Origin of the sequence: Lacihabitans soyangensis (genome assembly GCF_024343775.1) — a bacterium.
GTDB lineage: Bacteria > Bacteroidota > Bacteroidia > Cytophagales > Spirosomataceae > Leadbetterella > Leadbetterella soyangensis.
The window spans coordinates 25,176-40,740 of sequence record NZ_RJUF01000030.1 but is presented as its reverse complement, the minus strand read 5'-3'; the positions used below and the strand labels follow the sequence as shown (position 1 = coordinate 40,740).

The window sequence follows — 15,565 nt, the reverse complement described above, 5'->3', positions numbered from 1 at the left end:
CACACCACACCATGTTGAAGGTATTTTTGTAAATCCGACGCCAAGTTTGACCCATATCTGAGGAGACCAACACAAATCCGTTCGGAATACTCTTTCCAGAATGGGCTATCTTTGAATTTCCGCCGCTCAAAAATATATTTTTTTGGTTATCTACAGCCAAATTATAAAAGCAGGCATTTTCGTAATTTCTTACTTTTATAGTTTTCCAGGCCTTGGTTTTGAGGTCATGAATATATAGCGTTCCTTTGTCGCCACTGGCCAAAACCGTTTGATTGTCTAGGTTTTCGAGTTTGTAGATATCCAGACCTTCGGTCGGATAAGATATGTTTTCTATGTTCCCTTGTGCGTCAAGTGACTTCAGTATACCATATTTGCCTGCAACCCAAAATTTGTCCTCAACCTTGATGATGTCATAGTAAGAGGAGTCGGCAAAAGACTTGCCCTGCTGCAAAATATCTACCGAAATATCTTGAGCCGTAAGTTGTGATAAGCTGGTTGTAAACAGTATAAATAGTAAAAGTCTCTTCAAGGGCTGTTGAAAATTATCGGTTTATAGAATAAATTTTAATAGGTAATTTATCAAAAGGCAATAATAATAAAAAATGTTCAAAAATTAAGCCACGTAAGGTTTCTTGGGGCAAAATTCTTACCTTTTTTATTTTAATTCAAAACTGTCTCCGTCTGATAAAAAAGGGAATCTTGTGCGGAAGTTTTGTAGGTTTTCGAATGATAATTCTGTGGATATAATGGTGTCTTTTTCCTCGGCATCGCATAGAATCTTTCCAGTGAAGTCAATGACTAAAGACTGTCCGTTGTAAATCAGGTTGTTGCCATCTGTTCCTATACGATTTACACCAACTACATAACATTGGTTTTCTATCGCTCTAGCTTTGAGAAGCGTTCTCCAAGCTTCTATGCGTGCCATTGGCCAAGATGCTACATAAATTAGGAGGTCGTAAAATGGTGCGGTGTTTCTACTCCAAATAGGGAATCTTAAATCATAACAAATCAAGGGTCTTATTCTCCAGTTTTTATGTTCAATCGTTATGATTTCAGTGCCTGCGGTGTAAGTTTCGTGTTCTTTGCCATACTTAAAAAGATGTTTTTTGTCGTAAAAATGCTCTTCGCTATTTGGTTTTACGAAACACCCGCGATTATAGTTTTCGCCGTTTTCAGTTATAGCCAGCGAACCATACATGGCGGTTTGCCTGGCAGAAGAAACCTTTGAAAGCCATGCTAGACTTTTGGATGGATGGGTTTCAGAAAAGTGCATAGAAAACCCCGAATTGAACATCTCAGGCAGGATAATCAAATCGGGGTTACTGTTGTCGCTATTTATTTTTTCTTCAAAATTTTGTAGGTTAGCCTGGGGATTTTCCCAAACCAAGTCGGTCTGAATCAAACTAATTTTGAGATTCTGATCCATTAGGCAAATTTCATTCTGTAATCTGCATCCACTATTCCTTTCTGGATATTTCCAAGTCTTTTCTTGAGCATTTGTTTTTTCAACGGTGCCAAGTGGTCGGTGAAAAGCACGCCTTCTATATGATCATACTCGTGCTGAATAATTCTGGCTGCTAGTCCAGAATATTCTTCTGTGTGTTCTACGAAATCAGTATCTAGGTATTTGATAACCAAGGTGTCGGGTCTGTATACATCTGCTCTTACGCCAGGTATGCTTAGGCAACCTTCTTCATATGCCCATTTTTCACCTTTTTCTTCAATTATTTGTGCATTGATGAAAACCTTTTTGAAACCTATCAAAGATTGGTCAATATCTTCTTCTGTTTCAGCTCCTTTGTTCATGATTTCGCCATCTACCACAAAAATTCTATAAGCCAAGCCCACTTGTGGTCCAGCCAAACCTACTCCAGAGGCATGGTACATCGTCTCAAACATATCCTCAGATACTTTTTTTACGTCCATTTCGCCTTTCTGAATATCAACGCAAACTTTCCTTAATACAGGGGCTCCGTAAGCTACTATAGGATAAATCATGTTTTAAATTCTTATATTTTTTGTTGAAATCTTATCGATTATCTAATTTTTATACCGGCCTTGTTAAAAACCGGTTGGTTTTGGAAATAATCTAAATCAGCAGCTACCATTTCTTTCACCAATGCTGGAAGGTCATATTTCGGTTTCCAACCAAGTTTAGTTTGTGATTTTGTAGGATCACCTATCAACAATTCCACCTCTGTTGGTCTGTAATATTTAGGATCTACCGCCAATACTTTCTTTCCAATTTCCAACTGAAACTCAGGATTTGAACAGCTAACCACAAATCCTTCTTCTTTGTCTTCAGAGCCTTTGAACTCAAGCGTAATGCCAACTTCAGCAAATGCCATTATCACAAAATCTCTTACGGTTGTTGTAATTCCTGTAGCAATTACGTAATCTTCGGCTACGTCTTGTTGCAAAATTAACCACATGGCCTCAATATAATCTTTGGCATGTCCCCAGTCTCTTTTGGCGTCTAAATTACCCAAAAACAGGCACTCTTCTTGGCCTAAGGCGATTTGTGAAACGGCTCTAGTGATTTTTCTTGTCACAAAAGTTTCACCTCTTAAAGGCGATTCGTGGTTAAAGAGTATTCCATTGCAGGCATACATATTGTAGGCTTCGCGGTAGTTTACCGTAATCCAGTAACCGTATAATTTGGCAACTGCATAAGGAGATCTCGGATAAAAAGGTGTGGTTTCTGACTGTGGAACTTCTTGAACCAATCCATAAAGTTCTGATGTGGAGGCTTGGTAAATTCTACAGGTTTTTGTCAATCCCAATAGTCTAACGGCCTCTAGAATTCTCAGTGTTCCGATTCCATCAACATTGGCGGTATATTCGGGTTCATCAAAACTTACTTTTACGTGAGACATTGCTCCCAAGTTGTAGATCTCGTCAGGTTGAACCTCTTGTATAATTCTAATTATGTTGGTTGAGTCGCTCAAGTCGCCATAGTGAAGTATGAATTTCACATTGGTTTCGTGGAGGTCTTTGTAAAGGTGGTCAATACGGTCAGTGTTGAACAAAGACGCCCTTCTTTTTATACCATGAACTTCGTATCCTTTTTGTAATAAAAATTCCGCCAAATAGGCTCCATCTTGGCCTGTTACACCTGTTATGAGTGCTTTTTTCATTTAATTTCGAGTGCTTTTTTTACGTTTATTTTATCGCTTATGATTCTTACGGTACTAAATTTATTTTTTAGATCGCTTGAATATCTATTGGCTTCGTCGATACTTATAAAGTCCCCAACTTTAATTCTGTAAGTGGGTTGACTGTATGATTCGTAGAGCTCTAGTTCGGAGAAATTTCTGTATAAATAGCTTTTAGCAGCTTCAAAATCCATTTTATTGTTTCCCGAAAAAACCTGAATTCTGTATCCCTTGCCTTCAGCTAATTTTTTATTGGTATCTCTGATGTGCGATAGAACCGCTTCTACTGCCTCATTTTCATTTTTTAGAGTTGATGCCGAATTGCTTTGAGTGGATGGCGTTTTGGGTGCATCTGTTTTGTCAATTTTTGTGACCTCAACAACGGGGTCATATTTAGGTCTGAATACTGACAAATCCTCAGAATATTCCGTAATTTTTTCGACGTTTTTGCTTTCTTTGCTAGGACTAAGTTTGCTCATACAAGAGGACAAAATCCAAAGAAAACTCACGAAAAGCACGTTTTTCTTCATAATTATCAATTATTTGGACACAAAATTAACAATTTAGTCTTGTAAATGAATGATATGGTATAATAAAAAAAGACATTCGGGAGACCCAAATGCCTTTCCAAGACGAAAATACTTTAACCTATGATAAATCACCTCAAATGAATGAGGGTGATGTTTTAATTCTAAAACATTGGTTGCAAATATAAAAAAATTAGTTTAATAAAAAAATTTAATTATTACCAATTTTTATTTTGTGGAAATATATCTCTCGAAGAATTCATAAATTCTTAGAATTCTGTCTATTCTTTGGCGTACGTTTCCTGTTCTCGAGAGCTCATGGGTTCCTCCTGGCATTCTTACATATTCTACTTCTTTTTCAAGATATTTTAGGCTTTTAAACATCATTTCAGACTGAATTACACCTGTGCGTAGATCGTTTTCGCCATGTTTAATGAGTAAGGGCGTTTTGATTTTATCCACAAAAGTGTAAGGCGAATTGGCGTCTATTTTGGTTTTGGCCTCGTCGTCCCATGGTAGCCCAAAGTAATTTGGCGTGAGTCTCCAGGCATTTCCTTCACCCATGAAAGTGGTAAGGTCATAAACGCCCCGTTGAGCAAAGGCAGCTTTAAAACGATGGTCATGAGCGATAATCCAAGCGGTTAGATATCCAGCGTATGAACCACCTGTTATTACTTGTTTGGAAGTATCTACCCAAGCTTCTTTGGCTGCTATGCTCGTAGCTCCCAATGCATCTTCCTGTGGGCCTTTGCCCCAATCGCGGTAGTTAGAAAACTGAAAGTCTTTGCCATAACCACCTGATCCTCTTTGGTTTGGAAATACCACTCCGTAGCCTTGGGCAGCAAAATATTGTAGCTCATGCCACATGGATGCCTCACCTGGCCCCCACATGGCAGTAGGCCCACCGTGCATTTGGAGCAATAGTGGATATTTTTTCCCTGCCACGAAATCCGTTGGTTTCATTATCCAAAATTCTATTTCTTGGCCTGCTGAGTTTTTGAAGGTTCGTTTTTCAGGATAACTCAGTTTTTTGTTTTTAATCCAAGGCGTGTTTATATCGCTAATTTTAGTTTGATTTTTAAAGGTAAGGTCCGAAACATAGATTTCGTGTGGATTAGAAACGTCGTTTTTAGCGAAAATGGCTTTTGTTGGATTTACAATCTCCAATGAACCAATACCCGACTCAAAATCAGTTAATCGATCGACTTTACCGTTTGTAACATCTAATTTAAAAACCGGAACACCACCATTAGAATTGGCCACGAAATAAAGACTTTTTTCGTCTGCTGACCAAGTTATGCTGTTTGGAACTCTGTCAAAATTTATTTCTTTGAAGCCAGTGCCGTCAGCGTTGATGGTAGACAGTTGACCATGAGACATCACGTTTGCCGCATTCATGACCAGGGCTATTTTAGTTCCACTTGGCGAAAGGCTTAAGCCGCCAAAACTTTTACCTTCTTTTTCGTAAATGGTGGTTTGCTTCAACGAAGCGAGGTCAATCGAAATGATTTTGTTTTCTTGCTCTCTGTCAGGGTGTTGGGTGGCGTCTTTCGCAGTAGTGGCAATAATTCTTTTGCCGTCAGGGGTATAATTTACATTCTGGAAAGACCAATAACCCGATGTTAATGCTTTTGCTTTGGCATTTTCCAATATTTCTATCTCAAAAACATGGCTAAATCTCATTTCAGGTTCTACGGTAGCCTCTCCTTGAAAATTTAACCTGTTCAATACCTTGGCTTTTTTGTCGACTACATCTTTGTTCAGGTAGGCTCTGATTTCCTCAATATTGCCATCTGGATTAGCCTTTACCCCTTTTTTCTCCACCAAAAAATCGTTGGATTTAAAACCGGGTTTTTCAAATGACCAAGAGGGCAATTCCTTTTTGGCATTGAAAACCGAGTCATTAAGTATTTCATTCAAACTCAAACTTGACGAGAAAAGAATTCTTTTTCCATCTGGGCTAAACTGTGGTGAACTCGCTCCATATTTTGAAGTCGTCAATTGCCAAGGCTCACCTCCCTCAAGTGGCATTATAAAAATTTGTGATTTGTCCTTTACCGTACGAACAAAGGCCAGACTTTTTCCATCAGGCGACAATGCAGGTTGGCTAGCACCTTCGTTTCCGCGTGTAAGTGCAATATGCTTTGATGGATTTTGAAGATTTATCAGGTACAAATTTGTGATATAATCGAATTCGAGAGGTTTGTCCGGCGTTGGTTCTATGGTTTTTAGGGCATAAATGGCTTTATCATTATTGGTAACGATAGATACCACATTTTTGATTTTTGTAAGATCTGTAACTTGGATTTTTTCTGTTTGGGCAAAAGAAAAATGAGCCAATAAGAGAAGAAATAGAATTTTTCGCATCGTTTTTTTGTATTGTTGATTGTAATGACATCGAAATTTAGACTAAAAAAATGAATATAAAAATAGATATTGTGTCGGATGTGGCGTGTCCATGGTGTTATGTTGGTAAAAGTCGTTTGGAAAAAGCCTTGGCCATGGTTCCTGAAATAAAAGCCGACATCACTTGGCAGCCTTTTCAACTAGACCTGACTGTGCCCGAAGAGGGAAGAGAGTTGAAACCTTACTACGCAAAAAAGTTTGGTAGTGACGAAAAAGTGCAACAAATATTCCAACACATGGAAAGTGTGGGAGACACAGAAGGAATCCATTTTGATTTTAGTAAAATGGAACGCACCATGAATACCATGCCACTTCATGTACTGATGTTGGAAGCCGAAAAAGAAGGGTTCAAGGCAAAACTTAAGGAAAGGTTTTTTAAAGCTTATTTCGAAGATGCCACAGACTTGAGTAAGACCGAAAATATCATAAAGATAATGACTGAGTTTGGCTGGGGAGCCGAGAAAGTGGTGACCATTTTAGCCAATGAATCACTTTTTGAAGAAGTAAAAGAAAAGATTTCGTACTTTCAATCGAGAGGAGTGAGTGCCGTTCCGTTTTTCATTTTTAATGATAAATATGGTATAAGCGGAGCTCAGCCACCGCAAGTTTTGGCTGATACATTACGCCAAATTCAGCAAGAAATGCAGGCCGAAATGCCAGTTAATGCAGGCGAAAGTTGCGACGTGGCGTCAGGCGAGTGTTTGTAAGATGTCGTATTAATCAATATTTTGAATAGCCAAATTTTGGAAGAAATTTGGCTATTCTTTATACTTAAATTGCTTCCCTTCGCTTATAGGGAGACTTGGTTTGCCTTTGTAGTCTTGCACAATCCCGGTAATAAAGACTGTTCTTCCAATATCTTCTTTTGTGATTTTTACCTCTGGAACTGCATCTGGAAATACGGTTACACCTATTTCGGTGTTGGGGAAACTCTCATCAATATCTAAAAATAGGATATCTTTCCCATTTCGGTCAGAATATGGTTTTACGCCTTTCAGAATTCCTTTTAATACCACTTCTTTTCCAATATAATTTTTGGCCGTCGCAGCCGTAATGGTGTCTGACTGAGCGAAAGAATTGAGGGAGAAAAGTAATAATATGGAGAAAAAGAAAGATTTCATGTTTTTGCTTTTGGGTAAAATTTCCTCAAATATAACCTGAAAATGGATGTAATTGAATTTTCAGAACAAACTCATGACGCCATTGGCCACACGGTTTTCTAAATCGAGCAAAAACCGTTTGTTTTCCAAGCCTCCGGCATAGCCAGTTAAGCTTCCGTTGGTTCCGATTACTCTGTGACAAGGAATTACGATGGCTACAGGATTTTTTCCATTGGCTGAGGCAGCGGCTCTGATCACTTTCGGGTCACCTAATTTGTTGGCCATGTCGGCATAAGTACAGGTTTTTCCGTAAGGAATTTTGTATAGTAAATCCCAAACCCTCTTCTGAAAATCTGTGCCTTCTGGGTCAAGTTTTAGGTTGAAACTTTGCAGATTTCCCTCAAAATAATTTTGCAATTGTTGTTTGGCATTTTCAAGAATTTCGGGTTGAAATTCAGAGGAATCTTCCGTATGCTTCACAAAACTGATGGCTTTGATGGCATGTTCATCAGACTCAATTTTGAGCAGATGCTCAGCGGTTTTTAAGAATGTTTTAAAATATTCTGCCACAATTTTTATGAAGGATAATACGAAATTAAGCAAAAAGGCAGAACTTTGATATCGAAAACACGATTGAATGCAAATAGCAGAAATTTACGAGAAATTTAAAGAAAGTAAGGGCGTTACAACCGACACCCGCAAAATTGGCGAAGGACAGATTTTCTTTGCCTTAAAGGGCGAGAAATTTAATGCCAATAACTTTGCGGAGCAGGCCATCGCTCTTGGAGCGAGCTACGCGGTAGTGGATGAAATGGAACACGCCCAAAATCCGCAATGTATTTTGGTAGATGATGTACTCGAAACACTACAAAAACTGGCCAATTTTCACAGAAAGACATTTAACATTCCGGTTATTGGCCTCACGGGTTCAAACGGAAAAACGACCAATAAAGAGCTTTTGGTAAGGGTTTTAAGTAAGAACTTTAAAGTTCATGCCACCAAAGGAAACCTCAACAACCACATAGGTGTACCTTTGACGCTACTCGAAATGACCATTGATACCGAGATGGCGGTGATAGAAATGGGAGCCAATCATCAGAGAGAAATAGCCATGTTGAGTAGTATATGTGAGCCTACACATGGTTTTATCACGAATCTTGGGAAGGCTCATCTCGAAGGTTTTGGTGGTGAAGAAGGTGTTAGAAAAGGGAAAGGAGAGCTTTTTGATTTTCTTAAAAATAGTAATGGAACCACATTTGTAAATCAAACAGACGAAAAATTGACTTCTCTGATTAAAGAAAAGAGCATGATGTTGGTGGTTTATTATGGAGCAGATGAATTTGCACTAAAAATGACTGCAGAAAGCCCTACAGTTTCGTTTCAAATTCCTGAAAGTGAGCATATTTATACCACACATATCGGTGGAAAATACAACTTTGACAATATGCAAACCGCCTTTGCTGTGGGTCGCTTTTTTGGAGTAAGTCACACGGATGCCGCAGAAGCGATTGCCGACTACAATCCCGATAACAACCGCTCGCAAGTGATAGAAAAAGGAAGTAATTCGTTCCTGATGGATGCTTACAATGCTAATCCGTCGTCGATGGCCGCCTCTGTGAAAAACTTCGGAAATTTGAGAACCGAAAAACAAAAAGTAGTGATATTGGGCGATATGTTTGAGCTGGGTGAATACAGTCAAACGGAACACGAAGCTTTGGGCAAATTAACTTCTGAGCAAGACTTTGACACGGTAGTGCTTTACGGCGAAAACATGCAGCATGCTTTGGTTCATTTACCAAAAGCCTATTACTTTACCGATAAGTTTTCTTTACATAATTGGCTAATAGAAAAGGCTTTCACTAATACTTATTTTCTTGTTAAGGGTTCTAGAGGTGTGGGGTTGGAGAGTGTTTTGACGGTGATGTAGTAGAATTTTTTTAAATTATGCTAGGTTATTTGAGTAACTAATAAATAGGATAATTTTTAGAAACTATTTATTTTAAAATTAAATATATTCTCTTTGGAAATTGTATTGAATTTTAATAAACACGAAGTTTCTATAAATGACTTAAAATCAAATATTTAATAAAAAATATTCTTTTCCATTTAAAATATACAGGTAAAAACTAAATTCATCTTTTAGAATATGTAGGTAAAAACTAAAAGATGCTTTTAGAATATACAGGTAAATACTAAAACTTTGTTCTGCCTTACACGGTTTTTCGTGTCGTCAATAATTAAATTATTCCTATAAATAGGTTTCAGCGATTTGGGAAATCGCTTTACGTTTTTATCCATATTTAAATATTTTAATTAAGCGATTTGAAAAATCACTCCGCCTGAAAAATTGCTTTACCTTTGTAGAAAAAACAAAACATGTCTTTCCAATCGCTCGGACTATCGAAACCATTGCTGGATGCCATCGAAAAGATGGAATATACCGAACCATATCCTATTCAGCAGCAGGCCATTCCGGTGATACTGAAAGGTAAAGATTTACAAGCCAAGGCTCAAACGGGCTCAGGAAAAACCGCCAGTTTTGTTTTGCCCATTTTAGAGCTTTTTCAGCAGAAAAAAACTTCGAGAAATCTACATCTAAAAGTACTCGTTCTGGCTCCAACGCGTGAACTGGCCATGCAGATAAGTGAGGTATTTAGTTCGTTTACAGTAGGTTTGCCCATTGCACCTAAAAATTTGGCAGTCTATGGCGGTGTGCCTTTGAACCAGCAAATGGTTAAACTCAAAAATACTGAAATCTTGGTGGCTACGCCAGGAAGGCTACTTGATATGGTTTCGACAAACTCCATTCATTTGGGCAAAATTGAAATTTTGGTGCTTGATGAAGCTGACAAAATGCTCGACATGGGTTTTCAAGACGAAATGGCTGATATTCTGCGATTGATTCCTGCTAAAAGGCAAAATCTATTGTTTTCAGCCACACTCGACCCTAAGTTGGACAAAATAAAATCTTCAGTATTACATGAACCCGAAATCATTGAGATTGAGCCGGAAGTATTGAATCTGGATTTGATAATACAAACGGCCTATATTGTAAAACCCGAGAAAAAGGGGCCGCTTTTGAGACATTTGATTTTATCTCAAAATATGCAGCAAGTTTTGGTATTTGTATCCAGCACTCGTACGGCTGACAATGTGGTGGCCAAACTCAAGAAAAACGGAATAAATGCTTCGGCCTTACACAGTGACAAATCGCAAAGTGCTAGAAGTGAGGCTTTAAGTGGATTTAAGAAAGGCAAAATCAATGTTCTTGTTGCAACAGATATAGCTTCTCGAGGAATTGATATTGTACAACTTCCGACGGTTATTAACTACGAATTGCCCCGCTCGCCCAAAGATTATGTACATAGAATCGGCCGAACGGGTCGGGCAAATGCCACTGGAGAAGCCATTTCTTTGGTGACTGACGAAGAGGAACACCATTTTTATATTATCCAGAAAAAAATGGGTCGGAAAGTGGAGAAAATAGATGCTGAGACTTTGGATTTTGGTTTTTGAATTAAATTTAACGTGAATAAAATTATCATTTTTGTTTTCTATCTATTGGCCAATGTTGCTTTTGCTCAATCGCATTTGCAAGAAAGAATTGATAGCCTTTTGAGTGTAAAACAACCGAGAGCTTTCAATGGAGTTGTTTTGGTTTCTCAAAAAGGAAAAGCCTTATATCAAAATGCTTTAGGCTTGGCAAAATCAAAGAATAACGAGTTGTTGAAAATGAATAGCAAGTTTGTTTTACTTTCTAACAGTAAGCAAATCACTGCCGTTTTGATTTTAAGAGAAGTCGATAAAGGAAAGATAGATTTACAGAAAAATATCCGAACTTATTTGCCAAATTATACTCAGAAATGGGTGGATTCGGTGAATATCCATCAATTGTTGAATCATACCTCTGGAATTGTGAGCATAGAAAAACCCTTGGCCTCAAAGCCAGGCACCACATTTAGATACACCGATTTAAACTATATTCTATTGGGGAAAATAGTGGAGGCCGTCACCAAAACATCCTACGAAAAAGCAGTAAGTGAATTATTTGGTATTTGCGGAATGAAAAATTCGGGATATCCAAATAGTGCCATTCAAAGCAGTTTGGTTAATGGTTTTCATTTTTCAGAAAACAAAGAGGAGATTTCAAAATATATCATTTCAAAAGACAGAGTTCCGGCGTCGGGTCTAGTTTCAACAGTCTCTGATTTGGCCATTTGGAACGAAAAACTGCACAATGTAAAACTCTTAAAACCAGCCACTTACAAGAAAATGATTTCATACAACATTCTCTCTCAACATAATGTTTTTGGCGAAAAAGCCGTTGGTTATGGCTACGGAATTAGAATAAATGACCAATCAGATATCATCGAATTTGGTCATACGGGCATTGTACCCGAGCAAGGTTTCACCTCCGTGAATTTATATTATCCCCAAACCAAAACAAGTGTCATAGTTCTTGAAAATCAGTGTTTTGATGACATTACTATCAGTTATTTTTTTGAAGCTGGAGTAAGAAAAATTGTACTAGAAAGTGGGATTTTGAAATAAAAAAGGGCCGAAGCCCTTCTTTATTTTCATAGGTGAGTATTTTACAACAAGGCATTTTTGCAAAACTCCAAACATTTCTGAACTTCTTTCACCGAGTTAGAGCCTTCAGGTATTTTGTATTCCAATTCTACCGTCGCTGGGAATTTGTACTTATTGTCTCTCATTATTTTCAGCACATCAGCCAAAGGTGTGTCTCCCGTTCCCCATGGCAAGTTGCCTTTACCATTGGCGGCATTTTGGCGGTCTTTGATGTGCATGCTGAGTATGTTTTTGTTCATTTTTTTGACAAATGCCAGTGATTCTATATTGCCGGCTGCTACAAAATGCCCCAAATCAAGATTTAAACCGTTGGCTGGTGATTGTGCCAAGGCAGTATCCCAGAAAGTTGGCGTTTGCTGTTCGTGCCCGTGGTATCCTACTTTTATACCATATTTTTCGGCCAATTTCCCTAATCTTAGCGTTTGAGCATCGTCAGATGGATGTTCTAGGGTTACTTGGTTAGCTCCCAAGGCTTTGGCTGCTTTCATTCCATAGGCAACGTCGTCATCGCTATTGTCTTTTCCGAAGGCATTTGGCTTGAAACCATAGATACTTACTCCGGCTTTTTTATACATTTTAGCGAATTCTTCAAACTTACTTATTTGCACACTAGACCTCCATTTTTTCACCTCAGCGTTGTATTCTTTCATCTGAGCATCGGCGGCATCAAGTTTTTTTGTTTCTTCTTCAGTGAGTGGTTGTTTTTCTCTGCGTTTTCTCATTAGAGGGAAATAGGTACGCATATCAATTGGATTTTTTGGTCTTCCTGCAAAAGTTTCAGCCGGATCACCCATGAGCTCAACCGCACTGATGCCACTATCCAGAATATATTGAAGGGTGGCCTCGGCACTTTGGTCAGGCATTTCTCTGAATGAGTAAGTGATAACGCCAATTTGAACTCCTTTGATAAGCGAACCGCCTTTGTAAAGGTCTCTGATGATGGCCGGAGCTCCAAAAATCTTGCTTGCTCCCAGCATTGAGCCGGAAATAAGTGCTGCGTTAGTCAAGAATTGGCGACGAGAAACTGAGGTTTTGTCTATTTTTTCCATTTTTTATTTTTGAATAGATGATCGAGTACGTTTTTATTTTCTTATAAAAATACAATTAAAAAATAATTATGTACCACAAAAACGACAGTTTCAAAACATTATCCGATAAATTGGCTTTTTTCAGCGATTTAGAACCTTGTGCCTAAGGTCTTTCTTGAAACAATGAAGACCAGAATCTGTTAAGACTCTAATATCACATTTAAAATTTATCGTGGAATGAAACGATTACATGTTGAACAGTTTTTACCTATCAGTCTTGAAAAAGCTTGGGATTTTTTCTCTTCGCCCAAGAACCTCAACGAGATTACTCCACCTGAAATGACCTTCAAAATCTTATACGATATTCCCGAAAAAATGTACGAAGGTTTGATGATTAGCTATAAGGTTTCACCGATGCTGAATATTCCCTTGGATTGGGTTACGGAGATAACTCACGTGAAAGAAAACGAGTTTTTTGTGGATGAGCAACGACTCGGGCCATACAATATCTGGCACCACGAGCATCATTTTAAAGCAGTAGAGGGTGGAGTTTTGATGACGGATATACTGCACTACGACATCGGAAAGTGGGTTTTTGGCTGGATAGCTGGTAAACTCTTCGTAGATGCCAAAGTGCAAGGAATTTTTACTTATCGAAAGGCCGTTTTGGAGAAATTATTTCCGAAGGTTTAAACCCAAAAAACTCATTAGATAATCGGCTACAATAAAGTTTGGCTTCAAATCAATTTCCGTGCCTCTGCAAACCTATCTCGATAGGTTTTTCGATGCTCGTCATAGCTTTTTTACCAAATTTTATTTCGCCAGAATGTCTATTGAGCATTTTGGGTAAAATTTTCCTAAATGCTATTACAAAAAAATGAGGGGTGATTAGTCAACCCTCATTTTTTGGCTAGATGAATATTGTTTTTCAATCCACCTTCAAAATTCTAAACCCTTTGCCTGGGATAGAGATTTGGTTCTCAAGGCTTTGGTTCTCTAGAACATCATAGAATTTCGCTTTTTCGGGAAGATGTTCTTTGTATTTTTGGGTATTTAGAGAAATTTGCTCTTCATTTTTGTTCAGAATTATCCAATATTTTTCATTTTCGTTGAATCTGAAATAGGTGTAAATGCCATCCTCAGGAGAATAATGCACCAGTTTGCCGTTGTGAATGGCAGAGGCTGTTTTTCGCCAATTGAGTAGTTTTTTTACATATTCTCGCATTTCTGATTGCAGCGGATTCAAGTTTTTGTTTTGAAAAACATCGGCCTTGTCACCTTCCCAACCTCCCGGCATATCGGCTCTGATTAGGCCGTCGTTTCTTTCTTTCGGTGAGGTCATGGCCACCTCCGTTCCATAGAAAAACTGTGGTATTCCACGCATAGTAAAAATAACCGCCAACCCCATTTTCAGCAGATTTTTGTCTTCGTTGAGTTGGGTAAAAATTCTGTTCATGTCGTGGTTATCAGCAAAAGTCATGAGATTGTTGGGGTTTGCATACAGATAGTCGTCAGACAAACATTGATACACTTTTAACATTCCTTTTCCCCATTCTTTGTCGTTTTCTTTTAAGCCTTCTATGAGTGCATTGTTCAGTGGGAAATCCATCATAGTGGGTAAGTATGATTTGTATCCGTCTTTGTTTTTTTGTCCCATTTGCCAGTAGGCGGTTACCGCCTGGCGTGTGGACCACTCTTCGCCCACCATATTGAATTTCGGGTATTCGTCCATCACTGCTTTCGACCAAACCGATAAGAAGTTTTTGTCAGAATAAGGGTAAGTGTCTATGCGAAGTCCATCCAAGTCGGCGTTTTCTATCCACCATATTGTGTTCTGAATCAGGTAATTGGCCATGAAAGGATTACGTTGGTTCATGTCAGGCATAGCCGATACAAACCATCCTTGGGTCATTTTGTCCATGTCATATTTAGAGGCATAAGGATCGTGAATTACTTCTCTTTGGTGGTTGGTTGGCTTAAATTTCCCTTCGTTGTTGATCCAATCTTTCGAAGGTAAGTCCTTCATCCACCAGTGGTTAAGTCCGCAATGATTCAACACCACGTCTCTGATAAATTTCAAGCCTTTTTGTTTGGATTCTTTCACGAGATTGATGTAATCTTCGTTGCTTCCGTAACGCGGGTCAATCTTATAAAAATCGGTGATGGCATAACCATGATAACTGGCTTCTTCCATTTTGTTTTCTTCCAAAGGCATCGGCCAAATGGTGGTAAAGCCCATGTCAGAGATGTAGCTCAGGTTTTTTCTGATACCGGCAATGTCGCCACCGTGGCGGCCATAGTCTCTCGCTCGGTTGAGTGCATCTGGGTAGCCAGCAATATTGTCGTTTTGAGAGTCGCCATTGGCAAATCTATCTGGTGTAAGCAAATAGATAACGTCCTTTTGACTGTAGCCTTCTCGCTGTGCTGAATTCGGCTTTCTATTTTTCAAATCCAATGAATACTCGGTTTTTTGATTACCTTTTGTAAAACGAAAAGGGACTTTCCCAGCTTTGGCATTGGGGGAGATGGTTAAGTCAACAAAAAGGTAATTTGGGTTTTCGGTTTTATTGACTTTTAAAAGTTTTACACCAGGGTAATTGACATTTACACTAAAAGTAGAAATTTCTTTTCCATGAATAAGTACCTGAAGTTTAGGGTTTTTCATACCTACCCACCAAGAAGATGGCTCGAAATGTTCTATGGCTTGTCCAAAGGATTTTAGGTTGATAATCAATAAGATAAAAAGTATTTTTTTCATA

The 15,565-nt window shown here is 38.4% G+C and carries 15 protein-coding genes; 5 read left to right on the top strand and 10 right to left on the bottom strand.

The genetic code is table 11. The features are described 5' to 3' along the window. From EGI31_RS11125 to EGI31_RS11100, 6 genes are all read right to left on the bottom strand, one after another. Positions 1-529, bottom strand: a 529-nt coding sequence (locus tag EGI31_RS11125) for a WD40/YVTN/BNR-like repeat-containing protein (RefSeq protein WP_255037307.1), incomplete at its 3' end; no start/stop codon positions are given. A 126-nt stretch (positions 530-655) separates the two neighbouring features. After that, the gene (locus tag EGI31_RS11120) at positions 656-1,426 is read right to left on the bottom strand and encodes an amidohydrolase (RefSeq protein ID WP_255037306.1); all 771 of its coding nucleotides are present in this window, start codon (positions 1,424-1,426) and stop codon (positions 656-658) included. Continuing rightward, a complete protein-coding gene (gene def / locus EGI31_RS11115) occupies positions 1,426-1,998 on the bottom strand; it encodes a peptide deformylase (RefSeq protein ID WP_255037305.1) in 573 nt (190 codons plus the stop codon). The genes EGI31_RS11120 and def overlap by 1 nt, the downstream gene beginning before the upstream one ends. 38 nt (positions 1,999-2,036) lie before the next feature. Further along, on the bottom strand, positions 2,037-3,137 hold the full coding sequence (gene gmd, locus EGI31_RS11110; protein ID WP_255037304.1) for a GDP-mannose 4,6-dehydratase: 1,101 nt from the start codon (positions 3,135-3,137) through the stop codon (positions 2,037-2,039). Beyond that, positions 3,134-3,685, bottom strand: a complete 552-nt coding sequence (locus tag EGI31_RS11105) for an SPOR domain-containing protein (RefSeq protein ID WP_255037303.1) — start codon at positions 3,683-3,685, stop codon at positions 3,134-3,136. The genes gmd and EGI31_RS11105 overlap by 4 nt, the downstream gene beginning before the upstream one ends. A 225-nt stretch (positions 3,686-3,910) precedes the next feature. Then, positions 3,911-6,049 carry a S9 family peptidase gene (locus tag EGI31_RS11100; RefSeq protein WP_255037302.1) on the bottom strand — a complete coding sequence of 713 codons (2,139 nt, stop codon included), beginning with the start codon at positions 6,047-6,049 and terminating at the stop codon, positions 3,911-3,913. A 50-nt stretch (positions 6,050-6,099) separates the two neighbouring features. Between EGI31_RS11100 and EGI31_RS11095 the strand changes: the two genes are divergently transcribed. Next, positions 6,100-6,795, top strand: a complete 696-nt coding sequence (locus EGI31_RS11095) for a DsbA family oxidoreductase (protein ID WP_255037301.1) — start codon at positions 6,100-6,102, stop codon at positions 6,793-6,795. Between the two features lie 51 nt (positions 6,796-6,846). Here EGI31_RS11095 and EGI31_RS11090 read toward each other — a convergent pair whose 3' ends face one another. Together EGI31_RS11090 and EGI31_RS11085 are read right to left on the bottom strand one after the other, a co-directional pair. Next, a complete protein-coding gene (locus EGI31_RS11090; RefSeq protein WP_255037300.1) occupies positions 6,847-7,209 on the bottom strand; it encodes a hypothetical protein in 363 nt (120 codons plus the stop codon). A 60-nt stretch (positions 7,210-7,269) separates the two neighbouring features. Next, the gene (locus tag EGI31_RS11085) at positions 7,270-7,758 is read right to left on the bottom strand and encodes a methylated-DNA--[protein]-cysteine S-methyltransferase (protein WP_255037299.1); all 489 of its coding nucleotides are present in this window, start codon (positions 7,756-7,758) and stop codon (positions 7,270-7,272) included. Positions 7,759-7,825: 67 nt separating this feature from the next. On the opposite strand from EGI31_RS11085, the gene EGI31_RS11080 reads away from it, so the two are divergent. The 3 genes from EGI31_RS11080 (at position 7,826) to EGI31_RS11070 (ending at position 11,739) form a co-directional block, all read left to right on the top strand. Further along, positions 7,826-9,115 (top strand): UDP-N-acetylmuramoyl-tripeptide--D-alanyl-D-alanine ligase, encoded by a 1,290-nt coding sequence (locus EGI31_RS11080; RefSeq protein WP_255037298.1) that lies wholly within the window; start codon positions 7,826-7,828, stop codon positions 9,113-9,115. Positions 9,116-9,564: 449 nt separating this feature from the next. After that, a complete protein-coding gene (locus tag EGI31_RS11075; protein ID WP_255037297.1) occupies positions 9,565-10,704 on the top strand; it encodes a DEAD/DEAH box helicase in 1,140 nt (379 codons plus the stop codon). A 12-nt stretch (positions 10,705-10,716) separates the two neighbouring features. After that, positions 10,717-11,739, top strand: coding sequence for a serine hydrolase domain-containing protein (locus EGI31_RS11070; RefSeq protein ID WP_255037296.1), 1,023 nt, complete (start codon positions 10,717-10,719; stop codon positions 11,737-11,739). Positions 11,740-11,780: 41 nt separating this feature from the next. Here the strand turns inward: EGI31_RS11070 and EGI31_RS11065 are convergent, their stop codons facing one another. Further along, positions 11,781-12,827, bottom strand: coding sequence for a sugar phosphate isomerase/epimerase family protein (locus tag EGI31_RS11065; protein ID WP_255037295.1), 1,047 nt, complete (start codon positions 12,825-12,827; stop codon positions 11,781-11,783). Between the two features lie 216 nt (positions 12,828-13,043). Between EGI31_RS11065 and EGI31_RS11060 the strand changes: the two genes are divergently transcribed. Beyond that, positions 13,044-13,499: an SRPBCC family protein gene (locus tag EGI31_RS11060; protein WP_255037294.1), complete on the top strand. Its 456-nt coding sequence runs from the start codon at positions 13,044-13,046 to the stop codon at positions 13,497-13,499. A gap of 235 nt (positions 13,500-13,734) precedes the next feature. Here the strand turns inward: EGI31_RS11060 and EGI31_RS11055 are convergent, their stop codons facing one another. Next, entirely contained in the window at positions 13,735-15,564 is a 1,830-nt protein-coding gene (locus EGI31_RS11055) for a glycoside hydrolase family 13 protein (protein WP_255037293.1), read from the bottom strand. Between the last annotated feature and the right edge of the window lies 1 nt (position 15,565).

Coding starts and splice junctions, on each gene's coding strand:
- EGI31_RS11120 (WP_255037306.1), bottom strand. CDS start 1,426: ATGGATCAGAATCTCAAAATTAGTTTGATTCAGACCGACTTGGTTTGG.
- def (WP_255037305.1), bottom strand. CDS start 1,998: ATGATTTATCCTATAGTAGCTTACGGAGCCCCTGTATTAAGGAAAGTT.
- gmd (WP_255037304.1), bottom strand. CDS start 3,137: ATGAAAAAAGCACTCATAACAGGTGTAACAGGCCAAGATGGAGCCTAT.
- EGI31_RS11105 (WP_255037303.1), bottom strand. CDS start 3,685: ATGAAGAAAAACGTGCTTTTCGTGAGTTTTCTTTGGATTTTGTCCTCT.
- EGI31_RS11100 (WP_255037302.1), bottom strand. CDS start 6,049: ATGCGAAAAATTCTATTTCTTCTCTTATTGGCTCATTTTTCTTTTGCC.
- EGI31_RS11095 (WP_255037301.1), top strand. CDS start 6,100: ATGAATATAAAAATAGATATTGTGTCGGATGTGGCGTGTCCATGGTGT.
- EGI31_RS11090 (WP_255037300.1), bottom strand. CDS start 7,209: ATGAAATCTTTCTTTTTCTCCATATTATTACTTTTCTCCCTCAATTCT.
- EGI31_RS11080 (WP_255037298.1), top strand. CDS start 7,826: ATGCAAATAGCAGAAATTTACGAGAAATTTAAAGAAAGTAAGGGCGTT.
- EGI31_RS11075 (WP_255037297.1), top strand. CDS start 9,565: ATGTCTTTCCAATCGCTCGGACTATCGAAACCATTGCTGGATGCCATC.
- EGI31_RS11065 (WP_255037295.1), bottom strand. CDS start 12,827: ATGGAAAAAATAGACAAAACCTCAGTTTCTCGTCGCCAATTCTTGACT.
- EGI31_RS11060 (WP_255037294.1), top strand. CDS start 13,044: ATGAAACGATTACATGTTGAACAGTTTTTACCTATCAGTCTTGAAAAA.
- EGI31_RS11055 (WP_255037293.1), bottom strand. CDS start 15,564: ATGAAAAAAATACTTTTTATCTTATTGATTATCAACCTAAAATCCTTT.